Genomic DNA, 18,905 nt, shown 5'->3' on the forward strand with positions numbered 1-18,905 from the left:
GACCCTAGACGTAGTAGTCGAAATCGCGTTCGTCACGGACGCGCCGACGCACGGCCATGACGTGGGCGGGCAGGCGGTGCGGATCGAGCTCGATGTAGTGATGGGTGCCGCGCCACATGAAGCGCTGGTCGCTCAGGAGGTCGTGCATCTGGAAGGGGCGATCCGCCGGCACGCCGATTTCGGAAGGGTCGAGGTGGAGCCATCCGATCTGCGTGTGGTGGGGGTCGAGATTCACCACGGTCACCACCGCGTGGTTGCCGTCCGGCGAAGTCTTCATGTAGGCGATGAGCTGCTCGTTGTCGATGGGCAGGAACTTGAGCGTGTGGTCGGACTGCAGGGCCTCGTTGGCGCGGCGAATGTGATTGATGCGTGCGATGAAGGGGCGCAGGCCTTGCTCGGCGCTCCAGTCCCAGTGGCGGAGCTGGTACTTCTCGGAGTCGAGGTATTCCTCGCTCGACGGCCCGCGCGGCTTGTACTCCATCAGGTCGAAGGCTGGCCCGTATATGCCGTAGCTCGCCGCGAGCGTGGCGGCGAGCACGAGGCGCGACTTGAAGACAGGCTCTTCACCCGTCTGCAGCGCGGCGTGCAGGATGTCGGGCGTGTTGGGCCACACGTTCGGGCGGAAGTACTCCTTGCCGGCCCCCTGCGTGAGTTCGGTGAAGTATTCCGTCAGCTCTTCCTTGGTGTTGCGCCAGGTGAAGTAGGTGTACGACTGCGAGTAACCGAGCTTGGCCAGCCGGTGCATTACCTTGGGCCGCGTGAAGGCTTCCGCCAGGAAGATCACCTCCGGATGCGCCCGCTTGATCTCGGTGATCGCCCACTCCCAGAACGCAAAGGACTTGGTGTGCGGGTTGTCGACGCGGAACACGGTGATCCCTTCGCCGATCCAGTGGTCGAGCACCGACTTGAGTTCGGCCCAGAGCCCTTGCCAGTCCTCGCTCTCGAAATTGAAGGGGTAGATGTCCTGGTACTTCTTTGGCGGGTTCTCCGCGTACTGCACGCTGTTGTCCGGGCGCCAGCGGAACCACTTGGGATGCGCCTTCACGTAGGGATGGTCCGGCGCGCACTGGAACGCGATGTCCATGGCGATGTCGATGCCCAGTTGCGCGGCCTGCGAGATCAGGTGCCGGAAGTCCTCCGGCGTTCCGAGTTCCGGCAGGATGTCCTTGTGCCCGCCCTCGGCTGCGCCGATGGCCCAGGGACTGCCGACGTCGCCGGGCTCCGTTACGAGCGCGTTGTTGCGGCCCTTGCGTTGCATGCGGCCGATCGGATGGATCGGCGGAAAGTACAGCACGTCGAAGCCCATTGCGGCAACCAGCGGGAGACGCTTCTCGACGTCGCGGAAGGTGCCGTGCATGCCGGGCGTGTCGGAGGCCGAGCGCGGGAACAGCTCGTACCAGGTGCTGAAGCGCGCGCGTTCCCGGTCGGCCACGAGCGGCAATTCGGCGGCGAAGCGGGATTCGAGCCGCCGGTCCGGATAGCGGGCCGCGGTCTCGGCATAGCCTTCGTCGAGCGCCAGGGCCTTGAGGTCGGTCGCTTCCATGCTGGTATCGGCCGCGCCTTCCTCGAGGGAGCGTGCCCAGCCGGAAAGTGCATCCCGGTCCGTTCCGCCCGCCCGCTCGGCTGCGGCCTTGATCTCCAGCGCGCCGGTGCGGGCAGCGAGGCGGATGTCGTCCGCGTCGACGCGCCGGATCAGTTCATGCCGCCACGATTCGAAGCCGTCGACCCAGGCGGACACCGTGTAGACGTAGCGTCCAGGCACGGGCGGCGTGAACTCGGCGTGCCATTCGTCGTTGTAGCGGAGCTTCATCGGTTGCTCGTGCCGGCGCTCGCTGCCGTCTTTCCACCAATGCAGCAGGACGCGAGGGACGTCGTGGCCGTCGGTGAAGACGTGCGCCGTGATGCAGATCGCTTCGCCGGCCACGCGCTTGACGGCGAAGCGGCCGCCGTCGACGACCGGCAGCACCGCATCGACGACGGCGCGGCTGCGGCCATCCGGCGCCGGGGTGGCTTCGGGCGAGGCGGCTTCGGTTCTGGCGAAGAGTCGGCTAAGCATCACCCGCTTTCAGGAACAAGGTCGACAGCGGCGGCAGCGTGAGGCAGACCGACTGGCGCTGTCCGTGCGATCGCATCGGCGCCGCCTGCACGGCGCCGAGGTTGCCCCAGCCCGAGCCGCCGAATGCGGAGGCATCGCTGTTGAGCAATTCGTGCCATGTTCCGCCGTGTGGCACGCCGACGCAATAGTTCTGTCGAGGTACTGGCGTCATGTTGCTGACGACGAGCACGGCGTCGCCCGAACGGGAGCGCCTGACAAAGGCCAGCACGCTTTGCTTGTGGTCATTGGGTTCGAGCCACAGGAAGCCGTCGGAGGAGAAGTCGAGCTCGTGCAGGGCGGGCTCGCCGCGATAGATGCGATTGAGTTCGCCGACGAGATGCTGTATGCCCCGATGCTCGTGCGACTCCAGTGCGGCCCAGTCGAGTTGGCCTTCGTGCGTCCATTCGCTTCGTTGGGCGAATTCGCCGCCCATGAAGAGGAGCTTCTTCCCGGGATGCGCCCACATGTAGGTCAGCAGCGAGCGCAGGTTGGCGAACTGCTGCCACGCGTCCCCGGGCATCTTGTTGATCAGCGAGCCCTTGCCGTACACCACCTCGTCATGCGAGAGCGGCAGCACGAAGTTCTCGGTGAAGGCGTAGACCATGGAGAAGGTCAGCCGGTGATGGTGGTAGCGCCGGTGCACCGGGTCTTCGTGCATGTAGGCGAGGGTGTCGTGCATCCAGCCCATGTTCCATTTCATGCCGAAGCCGAGGCCCCCCATGTCCGTCGGCCGCGAAACCTGTGGCCAGGCGGTGGATTCCTCGGCGACCGTGAAGGTGTCGGGGTGCTCGCGATAGACAGCGCGGTTCAGCTCCTGGAGGAAGGCGACGGCCTCGAGGTTCTCGCGGCCGCCGTGCCGGTTGGGGATCCACTCGCCGCCGTGGCGCGCGTAGTCGAGGTAGAGCATCGACGCCACCGCGTCCACGCGCAGGCCGTCGATGTGATAGCGGTCGAGCCAGAAGAGGCCCGAGGAGATCAGGAAGCTGCGGACCTCGTCACGGCCGTAGTTGAAGATGGCCGAGTTCCATTCCGGGTGAAAGCCCTGGCGCGGATCGGCATGCTCGTAGAGCTGCGTCCCGTCGAAGGACGCGAGCCCGTGGGCATCGTTCGGGAAATGCGATGGCACCCAGTCGAGCAGTACGCCGATGCCCCGCTGGTGCAGGTGATCGACGAAGTACATGAAGTCCTGCGGCGTGCCGTAGCGCGCGGTCGGCGCGTAGTAGCCGGTGGTCTGGTAGCCCCATGAGCCATAGAACGGGTGCTCGGTGACCGGCATGAGCTCGACGTGGGTGAAGCCGACGGACACCGCGTAGTCCGCCAGCGCATGGGCGAGCGCGCGGTAGTCCAGCGGCTGGCCGTTCTCGCGGCGCCATGAGCCTGGGTGCACCTCGTAGATGGAGATCGGCGCTTCAAGACTGTTTCGTGACGCCCGGGTCTGCATCCACGCGTCGTCACCCCATGGGTAGTCGAGCGACCAGAGCCGCGAGGCGGTGGCTGGCGGCGTCTCGGAATAGAAGGCCAGCGGATCGGCTTTCTCCAGCACCTGCCCCGACTGGGAAACGATCCTGAACTTGTAGGCATTGCCATGCCGGGCGCGCTGGCTGCGGCCTTCCCACACGCCGGTGGCGTCGAAGCGGGGCGAGAGGGCGTCGGCATGGCCGTCCCAGCCGTTCCACTCGCCGATCACCGAGACGGAGCGCGCGTTGGGTGCCCACACCGCGAACGAAGCCCCCTCGTCGTTGGGCGCGAGCCTGCCCCCCAGGCTTTCATACAAGCGTGAATGCGTTCCCTCGCGAAAGAGATAGGCATCGGTGTCGTCGAATGAGAAGACGGTACTCACGGCGGCTGTCCTTGGAGGGAGCCACCTTTCTAGCCCGGCGACTTCTCCTGGCGCAGGCGCCAAGCGCGCGACCATGTGTCGGACAGGGGCTCACGCTCGCCCGCATGGCTTGATGATTGCTTTCACCATGCCGTTCCTTCGCCGGTCAGGGCTCGCCGCGCCAGCAGGAAGGTCGCGGCGTTCCAGCTCTGGCCGGCCATTCCCATCGGCGCGAGCGTGCGCCCGTGAAACCACTCGGTGAAGCGCCAGTCGCCCAGTTCGTTCGCCTGCGCGAGTCGCACGAGTTCGGTCCACGCTCTGGCGTGCAGGCCTACCTTCGCGAGCGCCATCACCCAGAAACCGCCGACGAAAGGCCAGATGCCGCCGTTGTGATACTGGTGGACGATGTTCTGCTGGTGGCGCGCCATGTACGGCCGCCACAGGGCGTCCTGCCGAGTCAGGGGATGCAGGGTGACGCGCACCGGATAGGGGTCCGAGGCGTTCGCCGCGGCGATGGTCCTGGCAATGCGGCGCGCCATCGTGGAATCGGCCAGCCCGCTCTGTATCGCCAGCACGTTGCCGAACACATCGCCCTCGTCGCCGACGACGGAGAGATTGACGAAGCTCAGGTACAGGCCCGGATCGCGGCGGCCCCGGCGCGCATAGTGGCGCAGCAACCGTGCACGGTGGTATTCAGGCAGGTCGCGTTGGAACGGATTGAACAGGTGGTTGAAGTGGTGCTGCGTTGCGTCGGCTTCGCCGAGCGCGAAGCGGCGCTTGACGTCGTACCACAGCGCATTGGTGTACAGCACGTAGCCCGAGCGCGGCATGATGTCCGCCCAGTCGCTGGCCTCGTTCTGCTGGAGCAGCCGGAAGTGCTGGTGTTCCTGCGCCAGCAGCCAGCCGATCGCGCGGCCGACCCCGTCGTGCCAGCGCGAGGGTTCCACGCTGCCGTGGCGGCGGACGTGGTCCACTGCGATCAGCCACCACAAGGTGGCGTCGATGCAGCCCAGGTACCAGAAGTCGGCATCCTGGCCTTCCGGGTCGACGTACTTGGGGATCTGCCCGTTGGCCGCCTGCTGCGCAGCCAGTGCATCGAGGCTGGCCACGGCGCCTTCCTCCAGCGCGGGCACGCCGCTGCCGCACATCGCCATCACGCAGATCGCGGCGTCGCGCCCGAAGATCCGGGTGTAGCGCCGCGCCACGGCCGCCTCGGTGCGGCTCGCGGCCAGGATGCCGTGCGGCGTGAGATTGCGTTCGAGCAGTTCGAGCGAGGCCTTGGCGCAGGTTTCGATCAGTGCGAACTGGGTGGCGTCGAGGTTGGTCATGACGCCAAGTGTCGCAAGACCGATCGAGGCGCTACAAGGCCTTCAGGCGGAGCATGCCGTCGCTGGTCTCGAAGGTGTCGTCGCCGGTCTTGTCGACGCTTCGCCCCGTCGCGAGCCGGTACTCGGACGCGACTTCGCCCGGGTCGGGCGGAGTGCTGTCTTCCGGGTCCGCTTCGAGGTACTCGGTGTACTTCAGCACGACGTGCCGTTTTCCCACCTGGTCCGTCACTTGAATACGCTCGACAGGCGTCTTTTTCCGCTGCATGGAATTTCCTTGGCGCACGCCGCTACCCGCATTTGAAATGCGCGCGGCGCAAGAGCCGTAGCGGCTCCGTGCGGTTGAAGAATTCAGAGCGCCAAGGACCCGGCGCCTTGGGCCAGCCTTGCGCTGCGCCCCCGCCGCTGGGACGTTCCCTTCGCGTGAGAAGTCCGACGTTCCTTAGCCTCGTACGCCTCGAGCGCGTTCACATCCTCGACCAGTTGTTTCACGTCGGGATCCGCCTCGCCATAGCGCACCTGCATCTTCACAACGAGATGCTTCAACCTGTCCAGTTCCTTGCTCATCGAATTGCTTCCTTGAGAAATGGCCGCGAAGCCATGGACGAAGACGGCGAACCGTCCTTGCGTGGCGTCTCCTTGTCATTTCGGGGGTAGCACACCTTGCGGAAAGGGTCTCTCCGCCTCTACGCTACGCCCTGTTATTCGTTTCAATCAGTTTTCAATGGTCGCAAAGCGCTTCGTGGTCGTTTTCGTGTCGCGACGCAATTCCTTGCGCAGCGTTCTTGCCCAAGCCTGCCTTGCGCGCCTCGGTGCGGATCGTTTCGTGGCGCACTCCTGCGGTGATCCGGCGCATGTCAGCGACCAGATCCATCCCGCGGCGATCGCTGCCCTCTCCAGCGCCGGCATTCCCGTGCCAATCTTGCAACCGCACGGGTGGAACGAAATGACACGCTCGAATTCGCCGCACGCGAACTTCATTATTACGCTCGATGAGTCGACTTTGCCAATCCAACCTGCGTGGCCGGGTCAACCCGATGCAGCGCTGTGGGCCTTTCCGGACGTTGCGGCCCTTGACAGCTCCACGGAGATCGAGCATGCGGCCATTCAGATGCTGTACGCGCTGCGCCGGCGACTGGAACTGCTGATCAGCCTGCCGCTGCACGGCCCGGATCGGGCTGCGGTCCGTTCCGATGTACGCGACATGGCGCACATGCAGTAGTCGATTCCGCTGGAGAATCCGCCGATGGACCTCACCGATCACAGCCTTTGCAATCTGTTCCGGCAACTCGGTCTGCCAAGTGCTCAGCCAGACATCGACTCGTTCGTCTCGAAGCATCGGCCTCTCGGGGGCGAAATCCAGTTGGCGGACGCGCCGTTCTGGACGCCGGGGCAGGCGCAGTTCCTGCGCGAAGAGATCGTCGAGGACGCGGAATGGGCCGAGATCGTCGATCAACTCAACGTGCTGCTTCGCGCATAGCAGCCGGTTCGCGGAACCTTCGCCTAAGGCTGTTGCAGGCGCTGGAGCAAATCCGCGGTGGGATAGCCGTCCGCGGGCAATCCGACACTGCGCTGGTAGCGACGGATCCCGTCGCGGGTGGCGGGCCCCATCACACCGTCGGGTACGCCGGTTGCAAAGCCGAGCTGGTTGAGCGCGGTTTGCAGTTCAAGCAACTGGCTGCGCGAGAGACCCGCCAAGTCGCGCGGCCAGGGCGCCTGCACGTCGGGGCCGCCGCCCAGGCGTTGCGAAAGAAGGCCGACGGCAAGCGCGTAGCTGGTCGAGTTGTTGTAGCGAAGGATGGCGCGAAAGTTCGGCCCGACCAGGAAGGCCGGCCCGCGAGCGCCTGCGGGCAGCAGGATCGAACCGTCGGCGAACTCGGGCAGCGGGCGGCCGTCCATGGTGCGCACACCGTCGGCCGCCCATTGGGCGGACGACTGGCGCACCGACGTATCGGCACGGCCGTAGTCGAAGCCGGCCGGCAGGCGGACCTCGACGCCCCAGGGCTTGTCTGCTTGCCAGCCCGAGCGCGACAGGAAGTTCGCGGTCGACGCCGTCACGTCGGCCATGCTGCCCCAGATGTCACGCCGGCCATCGCCGTCGGCATCCACGGCGTAGGCGAGGAAGTTCGACGGCAGGAACTGGGTTTGACCCATGGCGCCGGCCCACGAGCCGACCATGTGCTCGCGGTCGATGTCGCCCTTGTCAAGGATCCTTAGTGCCGCCATCAGCTCCCGGCGTGCCCAGTCCTCCCGTCGCCCCTCGAAGCCGAGCGTCGCCAGCGCGTCGATGGTGGGCGTGCTGCCGTAGTTGCCGCCGTAGTTGCTTTCCATGCCCCAGATCGCGACCACGATGCTCGGCGGGACGCCGTAGCGTCGGGCCGCTGCATCGGCTTCGGCGCGCACCTGCAACAGCTTGTCCTGGCCGAGCGCCACGCGTTGGGCCGACACGGTGTTGTCGAGGTAGTCCCAGACCGAGCGCGTGAACTCGGGCTGAGAACGGTCCAGTTCGATGACGCGGGGAAGGTAGTGCACGTCGTCGAACGCACGGTTCAGCGTCGCCTCGTTGATGCCTTCTGCGCGCGCGGAGGCGCGAAAGGCAGCGACCCATTGTGCGAACTGCTCCCGGACCATCGAATCATCCGTGGCCTTGGGCATCGGGGACGGCGCTGGGGGCGCTGCCGGTCGCGTGACTGCAGCCGGACCGGAGGGGGGCGAAGGCGCCGTGGCTGGCGCTGAAGCGCAGCCGGAGAGGGAAGCGGCCGCAAGCGCCAGAACGGCCAACGCGGGTCCGAGGGCGTGGGGTGCGCTAGGTAGAGAGAAGGATCTGAAGGTCACGTGTCATTTTTTCGCCGCGGCATTGTCGAGGCCCAGAATGACGACCCTTGCGTGCCTTGGCTTCGTTGGCCAGGCGACCATGGTAAATCCATCGGCGACGGCGACTTTCTGCGCGCCATCCGCCGTGTACGTGATCACGCCGCCGCCGATGGCGCCACCGGTCCCGAGCGGACCGCCCCAGAGCTTCTGCCCGGTGGAGGCGTCCAGCGCATAGAAATTGCCGCCGAGGTCGGCGAAGAACACGATGCCCCCGGCCGTCGGCGTGATGGCGGCGACGACGGGGTAGTTGGACTTGACGCGCCATTTCCAGACGCCGGTGTCGGCGTCGCTCGCATAGATCCATCCAGCCCAGTGTCCGTCGGTGCGGTCTTCCTTGCCGAACATGTTGATCGGGTTGAGGGTTGCCATCCCGGTCCAGGGCTGGCCGACGTCCACCTTCCGCATCCTCTCGTCGGTCTTGATCTTCACGGTGTCGCACCAGTCGACGGTGCCGGTGATGATGAGGTTGGTGGAAGGATCGAAGCCCGGCGTGTTCCATTCGGTGCCGCCCACCGGACCCGGACAGAAGTGAACATCCTTGCCGACCGCGAACGCCCCCTCGGCGTTCTCGATCGTGGTGACCGGCACGCGGTAGAGCAGGCTGTTGGACGGAAGCTCGTAGCCATAGAGGTGCCCGTCCTTCGGCGCGACGGACATCAGTTGCTTGCCGCCCATGGTCTGATGCAGGATCGGCGGACTGGACACGTCCCAGTCGTGCCAGTCCTTCTTCACGACCTTGAAGTTGTTCTTGTAGTCGCCCGTCTTCGCGTCGAGCACGACGACCGAGTCGGTGAACAGATTCTCGCCCTCGCGTGCCCCCGAAGCGAAGTCGGGCGCGGGATTGCCTCCGGGTACGTACAGCAAGCCATTCTTGATGTCGAGGCTGTACGAGGTCCAGGTTCCGCCGCCGCTGATCGGGATGCCCGGCGCGTTGTTCCACGTCTTCGCATCGAGCGGCGACTTGCCTTCGGGGCCTTTGGCGACTTCGCCTTCACCCTTGGGGACGAGGAAGAACTGCCAGACGACCTTGCCCGTCTTTCCATCGAGCGCGTAGACCTTGCCCTTGCCGCCCTTGTAGTCGCCGCCGGCATTGCCGATGTAGACGAGGCCGTCCCAGGCAATCGGTGCCGATGGCACCGACTCGCCGCGTTTCGGGTCGCAGATCGTCGTCTCCCACGCCTGCTTGCCGGTCTTGAAGTCGAAGGCCAGCACCCGGCAGTCCTGGGTGCCGCGGAACAGCAGGCCGTCCATGTAGGCGGCGCCTCGGTTGGCTGGCAGGAGCCCGCCGGGATAGTCCAGGCGCGTACGCCAGTTCTCCGCGCACGTGGTCGGGTTGATGGAGAAGATGTCGTACTCGGAGGTGCCGATCAGGGCGTTGTTCACCATGATCAGGCCGGATTCGAAGGCTGTGAAGATGCCGACGTCGTACGTGCAAAGGACCTTCAGGTTTGCAACGTTCTTCGTGTTGATCTCGTCGAGCGGCGAGAAGCGCTGCGACGTGGGTGTCCGGTTGTAGCTCGGCCAGTCCCCAGCCGCCGCACCCGGCCATGCCGCGTCGGCGGGAGAGGGCGGGGACGCCGCAGCGACGGGCGCCTTGTACGCAGGATTCGATTCGAGCGCCAGCGTCCCCGCCGGCGAGGACAGCGACTTGAGAAAGTTGAGCCCCATGCCACCGTAGGTCGTCATCGGCACGGGGAACGCGAGATAGAGCGCTCCGGCGATGACCCCACCTGCCACGACCAGCACGCCGATGATTTTGAAGATCTTTTTCATGCTTCCAATCCGTTGGACAAGACCCCGAAACCGGAGGCGCAAGACGAAGGCGGGATCGAGGTCCGCCGTCCCGTGGCGATGATTCTTGAAGGAAAGCGCCAGGCTCGCCATCCCGGCGGCCACTTAAGTCCACGTACGTGGAAAGCCCGGCTACGGGCGTGACTTGAACCAGAACCACCCCGCTGCGCCCAAGGCCAGCCAAAGCGCCACAACGAGGAAAGCCCCGGCCCGGATGCGGGGTTTGGAGCCTTTCGTCTTCATCCACTCGTCCGCCTGGCCTCGACATTCCGCGAGGACTTCCGGGGGAAGCAGGCGGATGGCCAGCCAGATCAGGGCGGGAAGCAGCAGCACATCATCGACATAGCCCAGCACCGGGATGAAGTCCGGAATCAGGTCGATGGGGCTCAGCGCATAGGCCACCACGAACACACCCAGGGCCTTCGCATACCAGGGGGTCCGGGAATGCTTGCCCGCAAACCAGAGCGTCAGGCCGTCGCGCTTGATTCGCCTGGCCCACGCTTTCAAGTCGACGCCGATGCTCATGGGGGCGAGCGTGCCACGGCTTCGACCGGCGGTCAGCGGACGATCTTGTCGAAATTGGCGGCGCGGTCCAGGCCCTTGGCCTCCGCGAAACCCTTCACGTCCCGGAAGATCGTGCCATCCAGATCGGCCTCGGTGAAGTCGGCCCCTGTCACGTCGGCGCCCGTGAGGTCGGCGCCTGCAAGTTTCACGCGATATAAATTCACCCCGCGCAGGTTGGTGCCCCTGAGGTTGCTGAAAGCCATCAGCGACCGGTTGAAATCGGCGCCCGCCAGCGTCGCGCCCGCCAGGTTGGCACTGGCCAGATCCGTCCGCATCTGACCCATTCCCTGGTTCTTGATGTTGACGCCGACGACGGCGTTGCTGAAGTTGGCGCCGGAGAGATCGGCGCCCGGCAGGTCCGCGATCATCCGGACGCCCGTCAGGTTGGCGCCCTTGAATATGGGCATCTTCCTGACCTCGCCGCCCAGGACGACGACCGACAGCAGGCTCGCGCGCGTGAGGTTGGCCCCGGTGAAATCCGCACCCATCAACCAGGCACCGTTGAGGTTTGCGCCTTCGAGCGTGGCACCGCGAAAGTCGGACAGCACGAGCTTGCTCCCGAAGAAGCTGGTGCCCTTCAGATTGGCATTGCGAAAGTCGAGCTTGCTCAGGTCGAGGTCCGAGAGGTCCTTGCCCGAAAAGTCGGCCGCCACGGCCGGCGATGCGTTCTTGAGCGCAGCCTTGACCTGGTCCACCGAAAGCTCCGCGCCCGCCGCATGCATGGCGCTCGCCATGACGAGCAGCGTGATCAGGGTGGCATTCGCGAAACGTCGGATGCGGTTCATGCGGACTCCTCTCCCGGCGTCGCGGCTATCTACGGGTTGGCGTGCGCCGCGTCCCGTGTCGCCCTAGCATTCGATGATCGCCACTCTGAAGGAAACCGACATGACCCAATGGCGCAAGCAGTCTGCTTCCGAGGTGTTCACGCCTGAAGAGACCGTGGCCCGGCTCGCCGAGGAATTGCCGAAGTGGTACTTCGAGGACGGGTGGATTCGTCGCAAGTTCAAGACCAGCGGCTGGAAAGGCACCTTGATGGTCGTCAACACGGTGGGCCACCTCGCAGAGGCCGCCTGGCATCACCCGGATCTCACGGTGTCGTACGCCTTCGTCACGGTGAAGCTCATGAACCACGCCGCCAAGGGCATCACCGAGAAGGACTTCGAGCTCGCGAGGAAGATCGAGGACGTCGTGATGTGGCAACCCGCCACCGTCGAGGGCTCGTCGCTCGAAGGCACGCCGGACGATCCGCGTTTCAAGTACCTGAAGTACGACTGACCCGCCGCGCAAGGACGTCGCGTGGTGACACAGTGTCCTCAACTCGATACAAGGCGGGGCGGGCTCGCGAGGCCCCGGCGTGAGCGTCCGGGAGAAAGCCCAGCGGAACGGAGCTTGCTTTGAAGCCTTGAACCGCTCCAACCTTCCTACGCGATGGATCGCCCCCGAAACATTCCCGAAGCGAGCTTTGTCGACCGCCCCACGACCGTTGCGTTGCGGGCGCCCGGGCGCTTGCACCTGGGCTTTCTCGACCCTGCCGCGTCGCTCGGTCGTCGTTTCGGCAGTATCGGCTTGATGATCAACGGCTTCGAAACCGAGGTCGAGATCAGCGCGTCGGACTCCGACCGGATCACTGCGAGGGGACCCGCCGAGCATGCCGAGATCGAGCGTGCAGCGGCGTGCCTGAGCCTGCTGCGAACGCACAGCGGCCGCGTCGAACCCCTGCATCTCCGGCTCCTGCGGGTCTTGCCCGCGCACGCCGGATTCGGCTCCGGGACGCAGTTGGCGCTGGCGATCGGTCGGGCGTTCGCGCTGCGGTACGGGCTTGGTGCTCCCACGGCCACGCTGGCGCAATGGCTGGGGCGCGGGCTGCGCTCGGGCATCGGCATCGCAGGGTTCGACCATGGGGGGCTGATCGTCGATGGCGGTCCGGCCGCGAACGGCGCACCGGCGGCGGTGTTGTCGCGCATCCCGTTGCCCGAAGCGTGGCGCGTGCTGATCGTGCAGGACAGCGCACAGAAGGGCTTGTCGGGCGACGATGAAAGGCAGCGCATCGCCATGTTGGCACCCTTGCCCCGGGCGCTCGCCGCGGACATCTGCCACCAGGTGCTGATGCGTGTGCTGCCCGGAGCGGCCGCAGCCGACTTCGATCCCTTCGCTGCCGGCGTGACGCGCATCCAGCAGGTGCTCGGTGAGCACTTCGCGCCGGCGCAAGGGGGGCAGGCTTTCGCAAGCGAAGCGGTGGGACGCTTGCTCGGCTGGGCATTGCGGGCCGAGCACGTTGCCGCCATCGGCCAAAGCTCCTGGGGCCCGACCGGTTTCGCGATCCTCCCGTCGCAGGCGCGCGCGGAAGCCGCAGTCGACGCCATGCTGGCCGCCAACCTCGTTGTCCCGTCACTGACGCTGCGCATCGTGTCCGGGCGCAACACCGGTGCCACCCTGCTCGATCGGCGTTTCGAAGTGCCGATCTCCTGAATTCAACGCAGAGTCGTCTTCATGGAACGCCCCTACATCCTCCACATGTTCACACCGGGCCGGCAGATGAGCCCGTTCGACATCAACATGGCGGCCGACGCCGGCTACCAGATCGTCGTGCCGTACTGCGAGGTGGGTGTCGACGGCGTCGCCGGACTCACGCAGGACACGATCTTCTCGCGCAGTCCGAAGGGCCTGTTGCGGACCGGCATCTTCATCGGCGGGCGGGACGCGCTGCAGGCCGCCGACATGCTCGATCGTGCGAAGGCGTCGATGTTCAAGCCCTTTGTCGTGTCGCTGATGGCGGACCCCAGCGGCGCCTATACGACGGCGGCCGCGATGGTGGCCTGTGTCGAGGCTGCGCTGACCACGCAGCAGGCGCCGGGCCTGGATGGCCGGCGCGTCGTCGTCCTCGGAGGCACCGGGCCTGTGGGCCGCATTGCAGGTGTGCTCGCGGCACAGGCGGGCGCGCAGGTGTTTCTCTCCAGCCGGGGCGGTGCCGGCGCGGCCGAAGCGACTGCGAGCGAAACTGGCAAGCGCTTCGGCGTCAGCCTGCACGGCGTGGCCGGCGGCGACCAGGCCGCCGTGCGCGCATCCATCGCCGACGCCGATGTGCTGCTCGCCTGCGCGCCGGCCGGCGTCCAGGTGGTCCCGGCCGAAATGCTGGCCTTTGCGAAGCAACTCAAGGTCGCGGCCGATGTGAATGCGGTGCCGCCCGAAGGCATTGCCGGCGTCGGCGTGATGGACAACGCCAAGCCCTTGCCGGGCAGCGCGGCGGTAGGTGTCGGTGCATTGGCGATCGGCAACGTCAAGTACCAGACCCAGCAACGGCTGCTGGTGCAGATGCATGACGCAGAGGCGCCCCTGGTGCTGAGCTTCACGGAGGCGCTTGCCACCGCGCGCGCTTTCATTGCGGAAAAGGCGGCTTGATTGACCCGACTCGCCATGACAGCGCTTGCCGTGGCCTCCATCTCCGCGCGGATGTTGGCCGAAGCAGCCGTCGATGACGGCTTCGAGGTCGTCGCGCTCGATCTGTTCGGTGACGCGGACACCCGTCGCGCCTGTGCGGAGTGGCATTCGATCGGCGATCCAGCAAGCCTGAGCATCGATGGTGCGCGACTGTTGGCTGCGCTGGAAGCGCTCGCCCGACGCGGTCGCGTGGCCGGCTGGATCGCGGGCTCGGGCTTCGAGGGCCGGCCCGACTTGCTGGAAGCCGGCGCGGCCCTGTTGCCGCTGATCGGAACGCGGGGCGACACGATGCGGCGGGTGCGGGACCCGCAGGCATTCTTCGCATTCCTCGATGCGCAGGGAATTGCCCATCCGGCGGTACGGATGATCGCGCCCGAGGACGCATCCGGTTGGCTTGTGAAGGACGCGCACGGCTGCGGCGGCTGGCACATCCGCCGGGCGGCATCGTCCGACATCCTGGGCGTCCACCAGTACTTCCAGCGCGAGCGCGCAGGCAGGCCCATGTCGGCGACATTCGTCGCGAATGGGAGCGATGCCTCGGTGATCGGCTTCAACCAGCTCATCGTGCGACCGCTGGCGGGGCGGCCTTTCGTGTATTGCGGTTCCGTGGGGCCGGTGTCGCTGCCCACCGGCGCGGCGGATCGCGTCACGGCAGCGTTGCGCGCGCTCGCGTCGGCCTTCTCCTTGCGCGGTCTGGGCAGTCTCGACTTCTTGCTCGATGGCGACACGGTCGAGGTGCTCGAAGTCAATCCGCGGCCGCCGGCCAGCATGGCGCTCTACGGTCCCGGCATGGTGGCTGCGCATGTGAGTGCCTGTGGGGAGGGCGCATTGCCGCACTCACTCACGCAGCTTGCGAACGGCCTTGTTCGCGGCACCGAAGTCGTCTTTGCACCGCATCGACTCTGGCTCGACGAGTCCGCTGCGCAGCGGCTCGCCGCGCGCCCCGGTTGCCACGACCTGCCAGTCGCCGCGACGGGCTTCGACGCCGGCGATCCCTTGTGCAGCGTGAGCGCCACCGGCGCGAACCCCGAGCATGTGCGCGAGCTGCTGCAGCATGGCTGCGAAGCCGTGCGCCGATCCCTGGAGACCTCCGCATGACCGACGCCGCCGCGGCACCGCTGGCTGCATGCACGCTCAGCGTCAACGCGCTCGCCAGGCCGCTCGTCGAGCGGCTGCTCGCCAACGCCGATGCGCTGGGCGTCGAAGTGCGTCGCGACGCGGGCGCGCCGTGCATCGTCGACGCCGGCATCACGGCGCGCGGCAGTGTCGCGGCGGGCCTCCTGGCGGGCGAGATCTGCATGGGCGGCCTCGGTCAGGTCGCCCTGCGCTCGGGTGGGCCGGAGGGCTGGCCCACCTGGGTCGAGGTGCACACCGCGCAGGCAGTCAAGGAAACGCTCTTCGCCGAACTCGGCTACCGCGACCACGCGGATGCGGGCGTACTCGTGATGGAGGTGGATCGGCCGCCGCCGCAGGTGATCATCGACAAGCTGCTGCGCGACTGCCACCTGAGCGCAGAGCGACTGACGCTCATCCTCACGCCGACGAGCAGCCTCGCCGGCACGACGCAGGTGGTGACGCGCGTTCTGGAGGTCGCGCTGCACAAGGCGCACCAGTTGGGCTTCGACCTCGGCAACATCGTCGGCGGCGCGGGCGCGGCGCCGTTGCCGGCCCCCAGCCCCGACGGCGTGGAGGCCATGGGGCGAACCAATGACGCGATCCTCTACGGCGGCCGCGCGCACCTCACGGTGCGCGGCGTCAGCAATCTGGACAGTGGCCACACCTGGCACGCCGGCGGCCTCGACATGGCCTTGCTGCTCGGCCTGTGGCGGCAGGAGGCGTGATGACCCGCCTCGCCGGCATCACAGTGGCCATCATGACGGACGAGACCGGCTGGCACACGCGCCGGCTCCAGGCAGCGCTGCGTGCGCGAGGCTGCGTCGGTCGCTGCGTCGATCTGGCGGATTGCAGGATCGACACGACCGCCGCCTGGCATGGCCTGGTCATCCCCGGCTTCGGCCGCGAGCTGCCTGACGCGGCGCTGGTGCGCGGCATCGCGAGCGGGACCTTCGAGCAAGTCACCAAGCGGCTCGGCGTCCTGCACGCATTGCGCGAACTCGGCGTGCCCGTCTACAACGACGCGCGGGCGATCGAACGCAGTGTCGACAAGTCGATGACCAGCCTGCTGCTCCACGCCGCACGCATCCCCGCGCCGCCGACCTGGGCCACCGAGTCGCTGGCGCATGCGCAGCGCATCGCGATCCGCGAAGGCGCGGGCGGCCATGCGCTGGTGCTCAAGCCACTGTTCGGCTCGCAGGGCAAGGGCCTGCAACTGGTAGGCCATGTGGACGGGGTCCATCATTCGCTGCCGGACATCGCCGCGGCCTATGGGTCGCTCGCGTACCTGCAGCGCTTCATTCCGGCGCTGACGACGCCCGGCTTCGACTGGCGGGTGCTGGTGGTCGGGGGCAGGGCGGTCACCGCGATGCGGCGGGTCAGCGGCCACTGGATCCACAACGTCGCGCAGGGCGCGCACTGCGAACCGGCGCAATTGACGTCCGAGCTCGCCGAACTGGCCGAAGGCGCGGCCCTGGCGCTGGGCATGGACTACGCCGGCGTGGACCTGATGCCGTCCAGGCGCGGCATCCAGGTGATCGAGGTCAACGGTGTCGCCGCCTGGCAGGGCCTGCAGCGCGTCACCGGCTTCGACATCGCCCATTGCATCGTCGACGACCTGCTCGATCGCAAGCTCGCTGGCGCCCCGGCCAGCGCACGGTCGGCGGTGCCGCGCCAGGCATGAACGCGACTGTCACGGAAGCGCGCCGGCGCGTGACGGACCGCGCGAGGGCATGCTTCCTGCGCGCCTGCGAACTCGATGTGGCGGTGCGCAAGCCCGGCAACGTGAGCCGCGCATCGGCCGGGCACGGCATGACGGCCGAGAGTTTCATCGCCAGCGCGCAGGCAGCGGCCGGGCCGCTGTTCGAGCCTGGAGCCTCGGTGGGCGCGCGCATCGAGGCTGCGGTGGACGCGACGTGGGCAGTCGCCGGCTGCAACACCAACCTGGGCATCCTGCTGCTGTGCGCGCCCATCGCGCGGGCGGTCGACCTGTGCCCCGAAGCCACGGCGCCGTCCCTTTTCCGAAAGGCCATCGAGAGCGTGCTGGGCGCGCTCGATCTGCCCGACGCACAGGCGGCCTTTCGTGCCATCGCCCGGGCCAGCCCGGGCGGCCTGGGCACGGCGCCCGAAGAGGACGTCAGGCGCGCGCCCAGTGTCGGCCTGCGAGAGGCCATGGCGCTCGCGGCCCACCGCGACAGCATCGCGCGCCAGTACCGCGACGGCTACGCCACCCTTTTCGATCTGGGCCTGCCGACGCTCGGCAGCGGGTTCTCGTTGATGGGGGCGTCGACGAGCGACGCGCCGGATGCCGCCACTGTCGCCGCGGTCCAGCGGCTCTATCTCGCGCTGCTCAGCGGCGTTGCAGATTCACACATTGTTCGAATTCATGGCGAGGCCGTGGCACACATTGTCATGACTGCGGCGCAGGGATGGCGGGTGCGTGCGCGCCGCGAAGGCGGGGTCGATGCCGATCCGGAATTCGCGGCCTGGGACGCCTCGCTCAAGGCGGACGGGATCAACCCGGGAACCACAGCGGATCTGACCGTGGCCGCGTTGCTGATCGCGGGCCTGACAAGCCCATCCCGACCCGACGCCATGGCGCGCGGAACGGGTGGCACGGAACGTGATATCTGATGGATTGCGCCGGCCGGCAGGCAGGCGTCCCTTTGGCCCGGAACGCAATCCAGGAGACTAACAACCATGGCAAAAATTGATCGCATGATGGTCGGCGAGTCACTCGTCGGTGAGGGCAATGAGGTTGCTCACATCGACCTGATCATCGGGCCGCGCGGCAGCCCGGCCGAGACAGCATTCGCGAGCGCCCTGACCAACCAGAAGGACGGCTTCACCTGTCTGCTGGCCGTCGTCGCGCCCAACCTGCTGACCAAGCCCGCAACCGTGCTCTTCAACAAGGTCACCATCAAGGGTGCCAAGCAGGCTGTGCAGATGTTCGGTCCCGCGCAGCGGGCCGTGGCGATGGCGGTCGCCGACTGCGTCGAGGACGGCACCATCCCGGCCGCCGAAGCCGACAACCTGTTCGTCTGCGTCGGCGTCTTCATCCACTGGCTCGCCGAGAACGACACGAAGATCCAGGACTACAACTACCAGGCCACCAAGGAAGCGATCCAGCGCGCAGTAGCCGGCTCGCCCACAGCCGCGGAAGTGGTCTCGAAGAAGGGCAGCGCCGCCCACCCCTTCGCAGCGCATACCTGACCCACCCCCAGGCTCGCGCACTGCGTGTCGCTCTCCACCCCCTTGCAGGGGGCAACACCTGCGGCCCGGCGAAGCCGGTTCCGCGGTGTTTCTGGAAAGTGGCTGGTACGGGCTCGTGCCTGTCCGCGATCTAGCCGGGGACCATGCCGGAGCCGATCAAGCGCAATACTGCGCCTCCGCGGGAGGGCTGGTCTTCCGTGGGCGGTGCCCTGCGTTCGATCTGGACGCCGACGGCAGCGACGTCGCTGAACTTCCTCGGCTTGACGACCTTGACGCGGACCCAGTTCGCGCCGAACTCGCCGATCACGATGTCGGCGATGGTTTCGGCGAGGGCTTCGAGCAATTGGAGCCGGTGCTCGGCCAGCAAGCGGCGCAGTCGTTCGCAGACAGCCGCGTAGTCGATGGTGTCGGCGATGCGATCCGTATCGCAGGCGCGTGAGCGGGCAAGCCCTGCATGCACGTCGATGACCAAGGGCTGCGGTCGATGCAATTCGGTCTCGTGGATGCCGATGACCGTCTCGCCCGTGAATCCTTCGATGAAGATCACGTCCATGGTGGCCAGATCAGCCATCGGCAAGGGCCAGTCCATGGGCCTCGAACTCATCGGCTGTTGCTCGGAGGTCAAGTCTGCTCCTTCGCGTGTGGGCTCACGATGTCGCAAAAAGTATCTTTG

The 18,905-nt window shown here is 66.9% G+C and carries 20 protein-coding genes; 10 read left to right on the plus strand and 10 right to left on the minus strand.

Features of this window, described 5'->3' with window-relative positions:
* Positions 1 to 4 precede the first annotated feature (4 nt).
* The 5 genes from AC1D3B_RS03380 to AC1D3B_RS03400 form a co-directional block, all read right to left on the minus strand.
* Complete coding sequence (locus tag AC1D3B_RS03380; protein ID WP_478189242.1) at positions 5 to 2,056, minus strand: alpha-1,4-glucan--maltose-1-phosphate maltosyltransferase; 2,052 nt, start codon at positions 2,054 to 2,056, stop codon at positions 5 to 7.
* Positions 2,049 to 4,010 (minus strand): 1,4-alpha-glucan branching protein GlgB, encoded by a 1,962-nt coding sequence (gene glgB / locus AC1D3B_RS03385; RefSeq protein WP_478189243.1) that lies wholly within the window; start codon positions 4,008 to 4,010, stop codon positions 2,049 to 2,051. Before glgB ends, AC1D3B_RS03380 begins: the two co-directional genes overlap by 8 nt.
* A gap of 47 nt (positions 4,011 to 4,057) precedes the next feature.
* On the minus strand, positions 4,058 to 5,242 hold the full coding sequence (locus tag AC1D3B_RS03390) for an amylo-alpha-1,6-glucosidase (RefSeq protein WP_478189244.1): 1,185 nt from the start codon (positions 5,240 to 5,242) through the stop codon (positions 4,058 to 4,060).
* A gap of 31 nt (positions 5,243 to 5,273) precedes the next feature.
* A complete protein-coding gene (locus tag AC1D3B_RS03395; RefSeq protein ID WP_478189245.1) occupies positions 5,274 to 5,507 on the minus strand; it encodes a hypothetical protein in 234 nt (77 codons plus the stop codon).
* Positions 5,508 to 5,590: 83 nt separating this feature from the next.
* Positions 5,591 to 5,806 carry a hypothetical protein gene (locus AC1D3B_RS03400; protein ID WP_478189246.1) on the minus strand — a complete coding sequence of 72 codons (216 nt, stop codon included), beginning with the start codon at positions 5,804 to 5,806 and terminating at the stop codon, positions 5,591 to 5,593.
* 157 nt (positions 5,807 to 5,963) lie between these two features.
* Here AC1D3B_RS03400 and AC1D3B_RS03405 point away from each other — a divergent pair, with 157 nt between their 5' ends.
* A complete protein-coding gene (locus AC1D3B_RS03405; protein ID WP_478189247.1) occupies positions 5,964 to 6,461 on the plus strand; it encodes an arsenate reductase/protein-tyrosine-phosphatase family protein in 498 nt (165 codons plus the stop codon).
* Positions 6,462 to 6,485: 24 nt separating this feature from the next.
* Complete coding sequence (locus AC1D3B_RS03410) at positions 6,486 to 6,719, plus strand: DUF2789 domain-containing protein (RefSeq protein WP_478189248.1); 234 nt, start codon at positions 6,486 to 6,488, stop codon at positions 6,717 to 6,719.
* Between the two features lie 23 nt (positions 6,720 to 6,742).
* Here the strand turns inward: AC1D3B_RS03410 and AC1D3B_RS03415 are convergent, their stop codons facing one another.
* The 4 genes from AC1D3B_RS03415 to AC1D3B_RS03430 form a co-directional block, all read right to left on the minus strand.
* Positions 6,743 to 7,894 (minus strand): lytic murein transglycosylase, encoded by a 1,152-nt coding sequence (locus AC1D3B_RS03415; protein ID WP_478189249.1) that lies wholly within the window; start codon positions 7,892 to 7,894, stop codon positions 6,743 to 6,745.
* 183 nt (positions 7,895 to 8,077) lie between these two features.
* Positions 8,078 to 9,886, minus strand: a complete 1,809-nt coding sequence (locus AC1D3B_RS03420; protein WP_478189250.1) for an outer membrane protein assembly factor BamB family protein — start codon at positions 9,884 to 9,886, stop codon at positions 8,078 to 8,080.
* Positions 9,887 to 10,036: 150 nt separating this feature from the next.
* Complete coding sequence (locus AC1D3B_RS03425; RefSeq protein WP_478189251.1) at positions 10,037 to 10,429, minus strand: YkvA family protein; 393 nt, start codon at positions 10,427 to 10,429, stop codon at positions 10,037 to 10,039.
* Between the two features lie 32 nt (positions 10,430 to 10,461).
* The gene (locus tag AC1D3B_RS03430; RefSeq protein ID WP_478189252.1) at positions 10,462 to 11,253 is read right to left on the minus strand and encodes a pentapeptide repeat-containing protein; all 792 of its coding nucleotides are present in this window, start codon (positions 11,251 to 11,253) and stop codon (positions 10,462 to 10,464) included.
* Positions 11,254 to 11,353: 100 nt separating this feature from the next.
* On the opposite strand from AC1D3B_RS03430, the gene AC1D3B_RS03435 reads away from it, so the two are divergent.
* From AC1D3B_RS03435 to fae, 8 genes are all read left to right on the plus strand, one after another.
* Positions 11,354 to 11,743, plus strand: a complete 390-nt coding sequence (locus AC1D3B_RS03435) for a 4a-hydroxytetrahydrobiopterin dehydratase (protein WP_435514586.1) — start codon at positions 11,354 to 11,356, stop codon at positions 11,741 to 11,743.
* A 153-nt stretch (positions 11,744 to 11,896) separates the two neighbouring features.
* Positions 11,897 to 12,937: a beta-ribofuranosylaminobenzene 5'-phosphate synthase family protein gene (locus tag AC1D3B_RS03440; protein ID WP_478189253.1), complete on the plus strand. Its 1,041-nt coding sequence runs from the start codon at positions 11,897 to 11,899 to the stop codon at positions 12,935 to 12,937.
* A 21-nt stretch (positions 12,938 to 12,958) separates the two neighbouring features.
* Positions 12,959 to 13,867: an NAD(P)-dependent methylenetetrahydromethanopterin dehydrogenase gene (locus tag AC1D3B_RS03445; RefSeq protein ID WP_478189254.1), complete on the plus strand. Its 909-nt coding sequence runs from the start codon at positions 12,959 to 12,961 to the stop codon at positions 13,865 to 13,867.
* Between the two features lie 15 nt (positions 13,868 to 13,882).
* Complete coding sequence (locus AC1D3B_RS03450; RefSeq protein ID WP_478189255.1) at positions 13,883 to 15,004, plus strand: ATP-grasp domain-containing protein; 1,122 nt, start codon at positions 13,883 to 13,885, stop codon at positions 15,002 to 15,004.
* Entirely contained in the window at positions 15,001 to 15,747 is a 747-nt protein-coding gene (locus AC1D3B_RS03455; RefSeq protein WP_478189256.1) for a methenyltetrahydromethanopterin cyclohydrolase, read from the plus strand. The genes AC1D3B_RS03450 and AC1D3B_RS03455 overlap by 4 nt, the downstream gene beginning before the upstream one ends.
* Complete coding sequence (locus AC1D3B_RS03460) at positions 15,747 to 16,703, plus strand: ATP-grasp domain-containing protein (protein WP_478189257.1); 957 nt, start codon at positions 15,747 to 15,749, stop codon at positions 16,701 to 16,703. The genes AC1D3B_RS03455 and AC1D3B_RS03460 overlap by 1 nt, the downstream gene beginning before the upstream one ends.
* Positions 16,700 to 17,653: a triphosphoribosyl-dephospho-CoA synthase gene (locus AC1D3B_RS03465; RefSeq protein WP_478189258.1), complete on the plus strand. Its 954-nt coding sequence runs from the start codon at positions 16,700 to 16,702 to the stop codon at positions 17,651 to 17,653. Before AC1D3B_RS03460 ends, AC1D3B_RS03465 begins: the two co-directional genes overlap by 4 nt.
* A gap of 66 nt (positions 17,654 to 17,719) precedes the next feature.
* Positions 17,720 to 18,232 carry a formaldehyde-activating enzyme gene (fae, locus tag AC1D3B_RS03470; RefSeq protein WP_478189259.1) on the plus strand — a complete coding sequence of 171 codons (513 nt, stop codon included), beginning with the start codon at positions 17,720 to 17,722 and terminating at the stop codon, positions 18,230 to 18,232.
* A gap of 130 nt (positions 18,233 to 18,362) precedes the next feature.
* Here the strand turns inward: fae and AC1D3B_RS03475 are convergent, their stop codons facing one another.
* Positions 18,363 to 18,857, minus strand: a complete 495-nt coding sequence (locus tag AC1D3B_RS03475) for a dihydroneopterin aldolase (protein WP_478189260.1) — start codon at positions 18,855 to 18,857, stop codon at positions 18,363 to 18,365.
* Positions 18,858 to 18,905: the final 48 nt, after the last annotated feature.

Source organism: Variovorax sp. P5_A3, from assembly GCF_056400665.1.

Bases quoted from the DNA above. Each gene is read 5' to 3' on its own strand.
- AC1D3B_RS03380 (WP_478189242.1), bottom strand. From the start codon at position 2,056: ATGCTTAGCCGACTCTTCGCCAGAACCGAAGCCGCCTCGCCCGAAGCC.
- glgB (WP_478189243.1), bottom strand. From the start codon at position 4,010: ATGGTCGCGCGCTTGGCGCCTGCGCCAGGAGAAGTCGCCGGGCTAGAA.
- AC1D3B_RS03390 (WP_478189244.1), bottom strand. From the start codon at position 5,242: ATGACCAACCTCGACGCCACCCAGTTCGCACTGATCGAAACCTGCGCC.
- AC1D3B_RS03395 (WP_478189245.1), bottom strand. From the start codon at position 5,507: ATGCAGCGGAAAAAGACGCCTGTCGAGCGTATTCAAGTGACGGACCAG.
- AC1D3B_RS03400 (WP_478189246.1), bottom strand. From the start codon at position 5,806: ATGAGCAAGGAACTGGACAGGTTGAAGCATCTCGTTGTGAAGATGCAG.
- AC1D3B_RS03405 (WP_478189247.1), top strand. From the start codon at position 5,964: ATGGTCGCAAAGCGCTTCGTGGTCGTTTTCGTGTCGCGACGCAATTCC.
- AC1D3B_RS03410 (WP_478189248.1), top strand. From the start codon at position 6,486: ATGGACCTCACCGATCACAGCCTTTGCAATCTGTTCCGGCAACTCGGT.
- AC1D3B_RS03415 (WP_478189249.1), bottom strand. From the start codon at position 7,894: ATGCCCAAGGCCACGGATGATTCGATGGTCCGGGAGCAGTTCGCACAA.
- AC1D3B_RS03420 (WP_478189250.1), bottom strand. From the start codon at position 9,886: ATGAAAAAGATCTTCAAAATCATCGGCGTGCTGGTCGTGGCAGGTGGG.
- AC1D3B_RS03425 (WP_478189251.1), bottom strand. From the start codon at position 10,429: ATGAGCATCGGCGTCGACTTGAAAGCGTGGGCCAGGCGAATCAAGCGC.
- AC1D3B_RS03430 (WP_478189252.1), bottom strand. From the start codon at position 11,253: ATGAACCGCATCCGACGTTTCGCGAATGCCACCCTGATCACGCTGCTC.
- AC1D3B_RS03435 (WP_435514586.1), top strand. From the start codon at position 11,354: ATGACCCAATGGCGCAAGCAGTCTGCTTCCGAGGTGTTCACGCCTGAA.
- AC1D3B_RS03440 (WP_478189253.1), top strand. From the start codon at position 11,897: ATGGATCGCCCCCGAAACATTCCCGAAGCGAGCTTTGTCGACCGCCCC.
- AC1D3B_RS03445 (WP_478189254.1), top strand. From the start codon at position 12,959: ATGGAACGCCCCTACATCCTCCACATGTTCACACCGGGCCGGCAGATG.
- AC1D3B_RS03450 (WP_478189255.1), top strand. From the start codon at position 13,883: ATGACAGCGCTTGCCGTGGCCTCCATCTCCGCGCGGATGTTGGCCGAA.
- AC1D3B_RS03455 (WP_478189256.1), top strand. From the start codon at position 15,001: ATGACCGACGCCGCCGCGGCACCGCTGGCTGCATGCACGCTCAGCGTC.
- AC1D3B_RS03460 (WP_478189257.1), top strand. From the start codon at position 15,747: ATGACCCGCCTCGCCGGCATCACAGTGGCCATCATGACGGACGAGACC.
- AC1D3B_RS03465 (WP_478189258.1), top strand. From the start codon at position 16,700: ATGAACGCGACTGTCACGGAAGCGCGCCGGCGCGTGACGGACCGCGCG.
- fae (WP_478189259.1), top strand. From the start codon at position 17,720: ATGGCAAAAATTGATCGCATGATGGTCGGCGAGTCACTCGTCGGTGAG.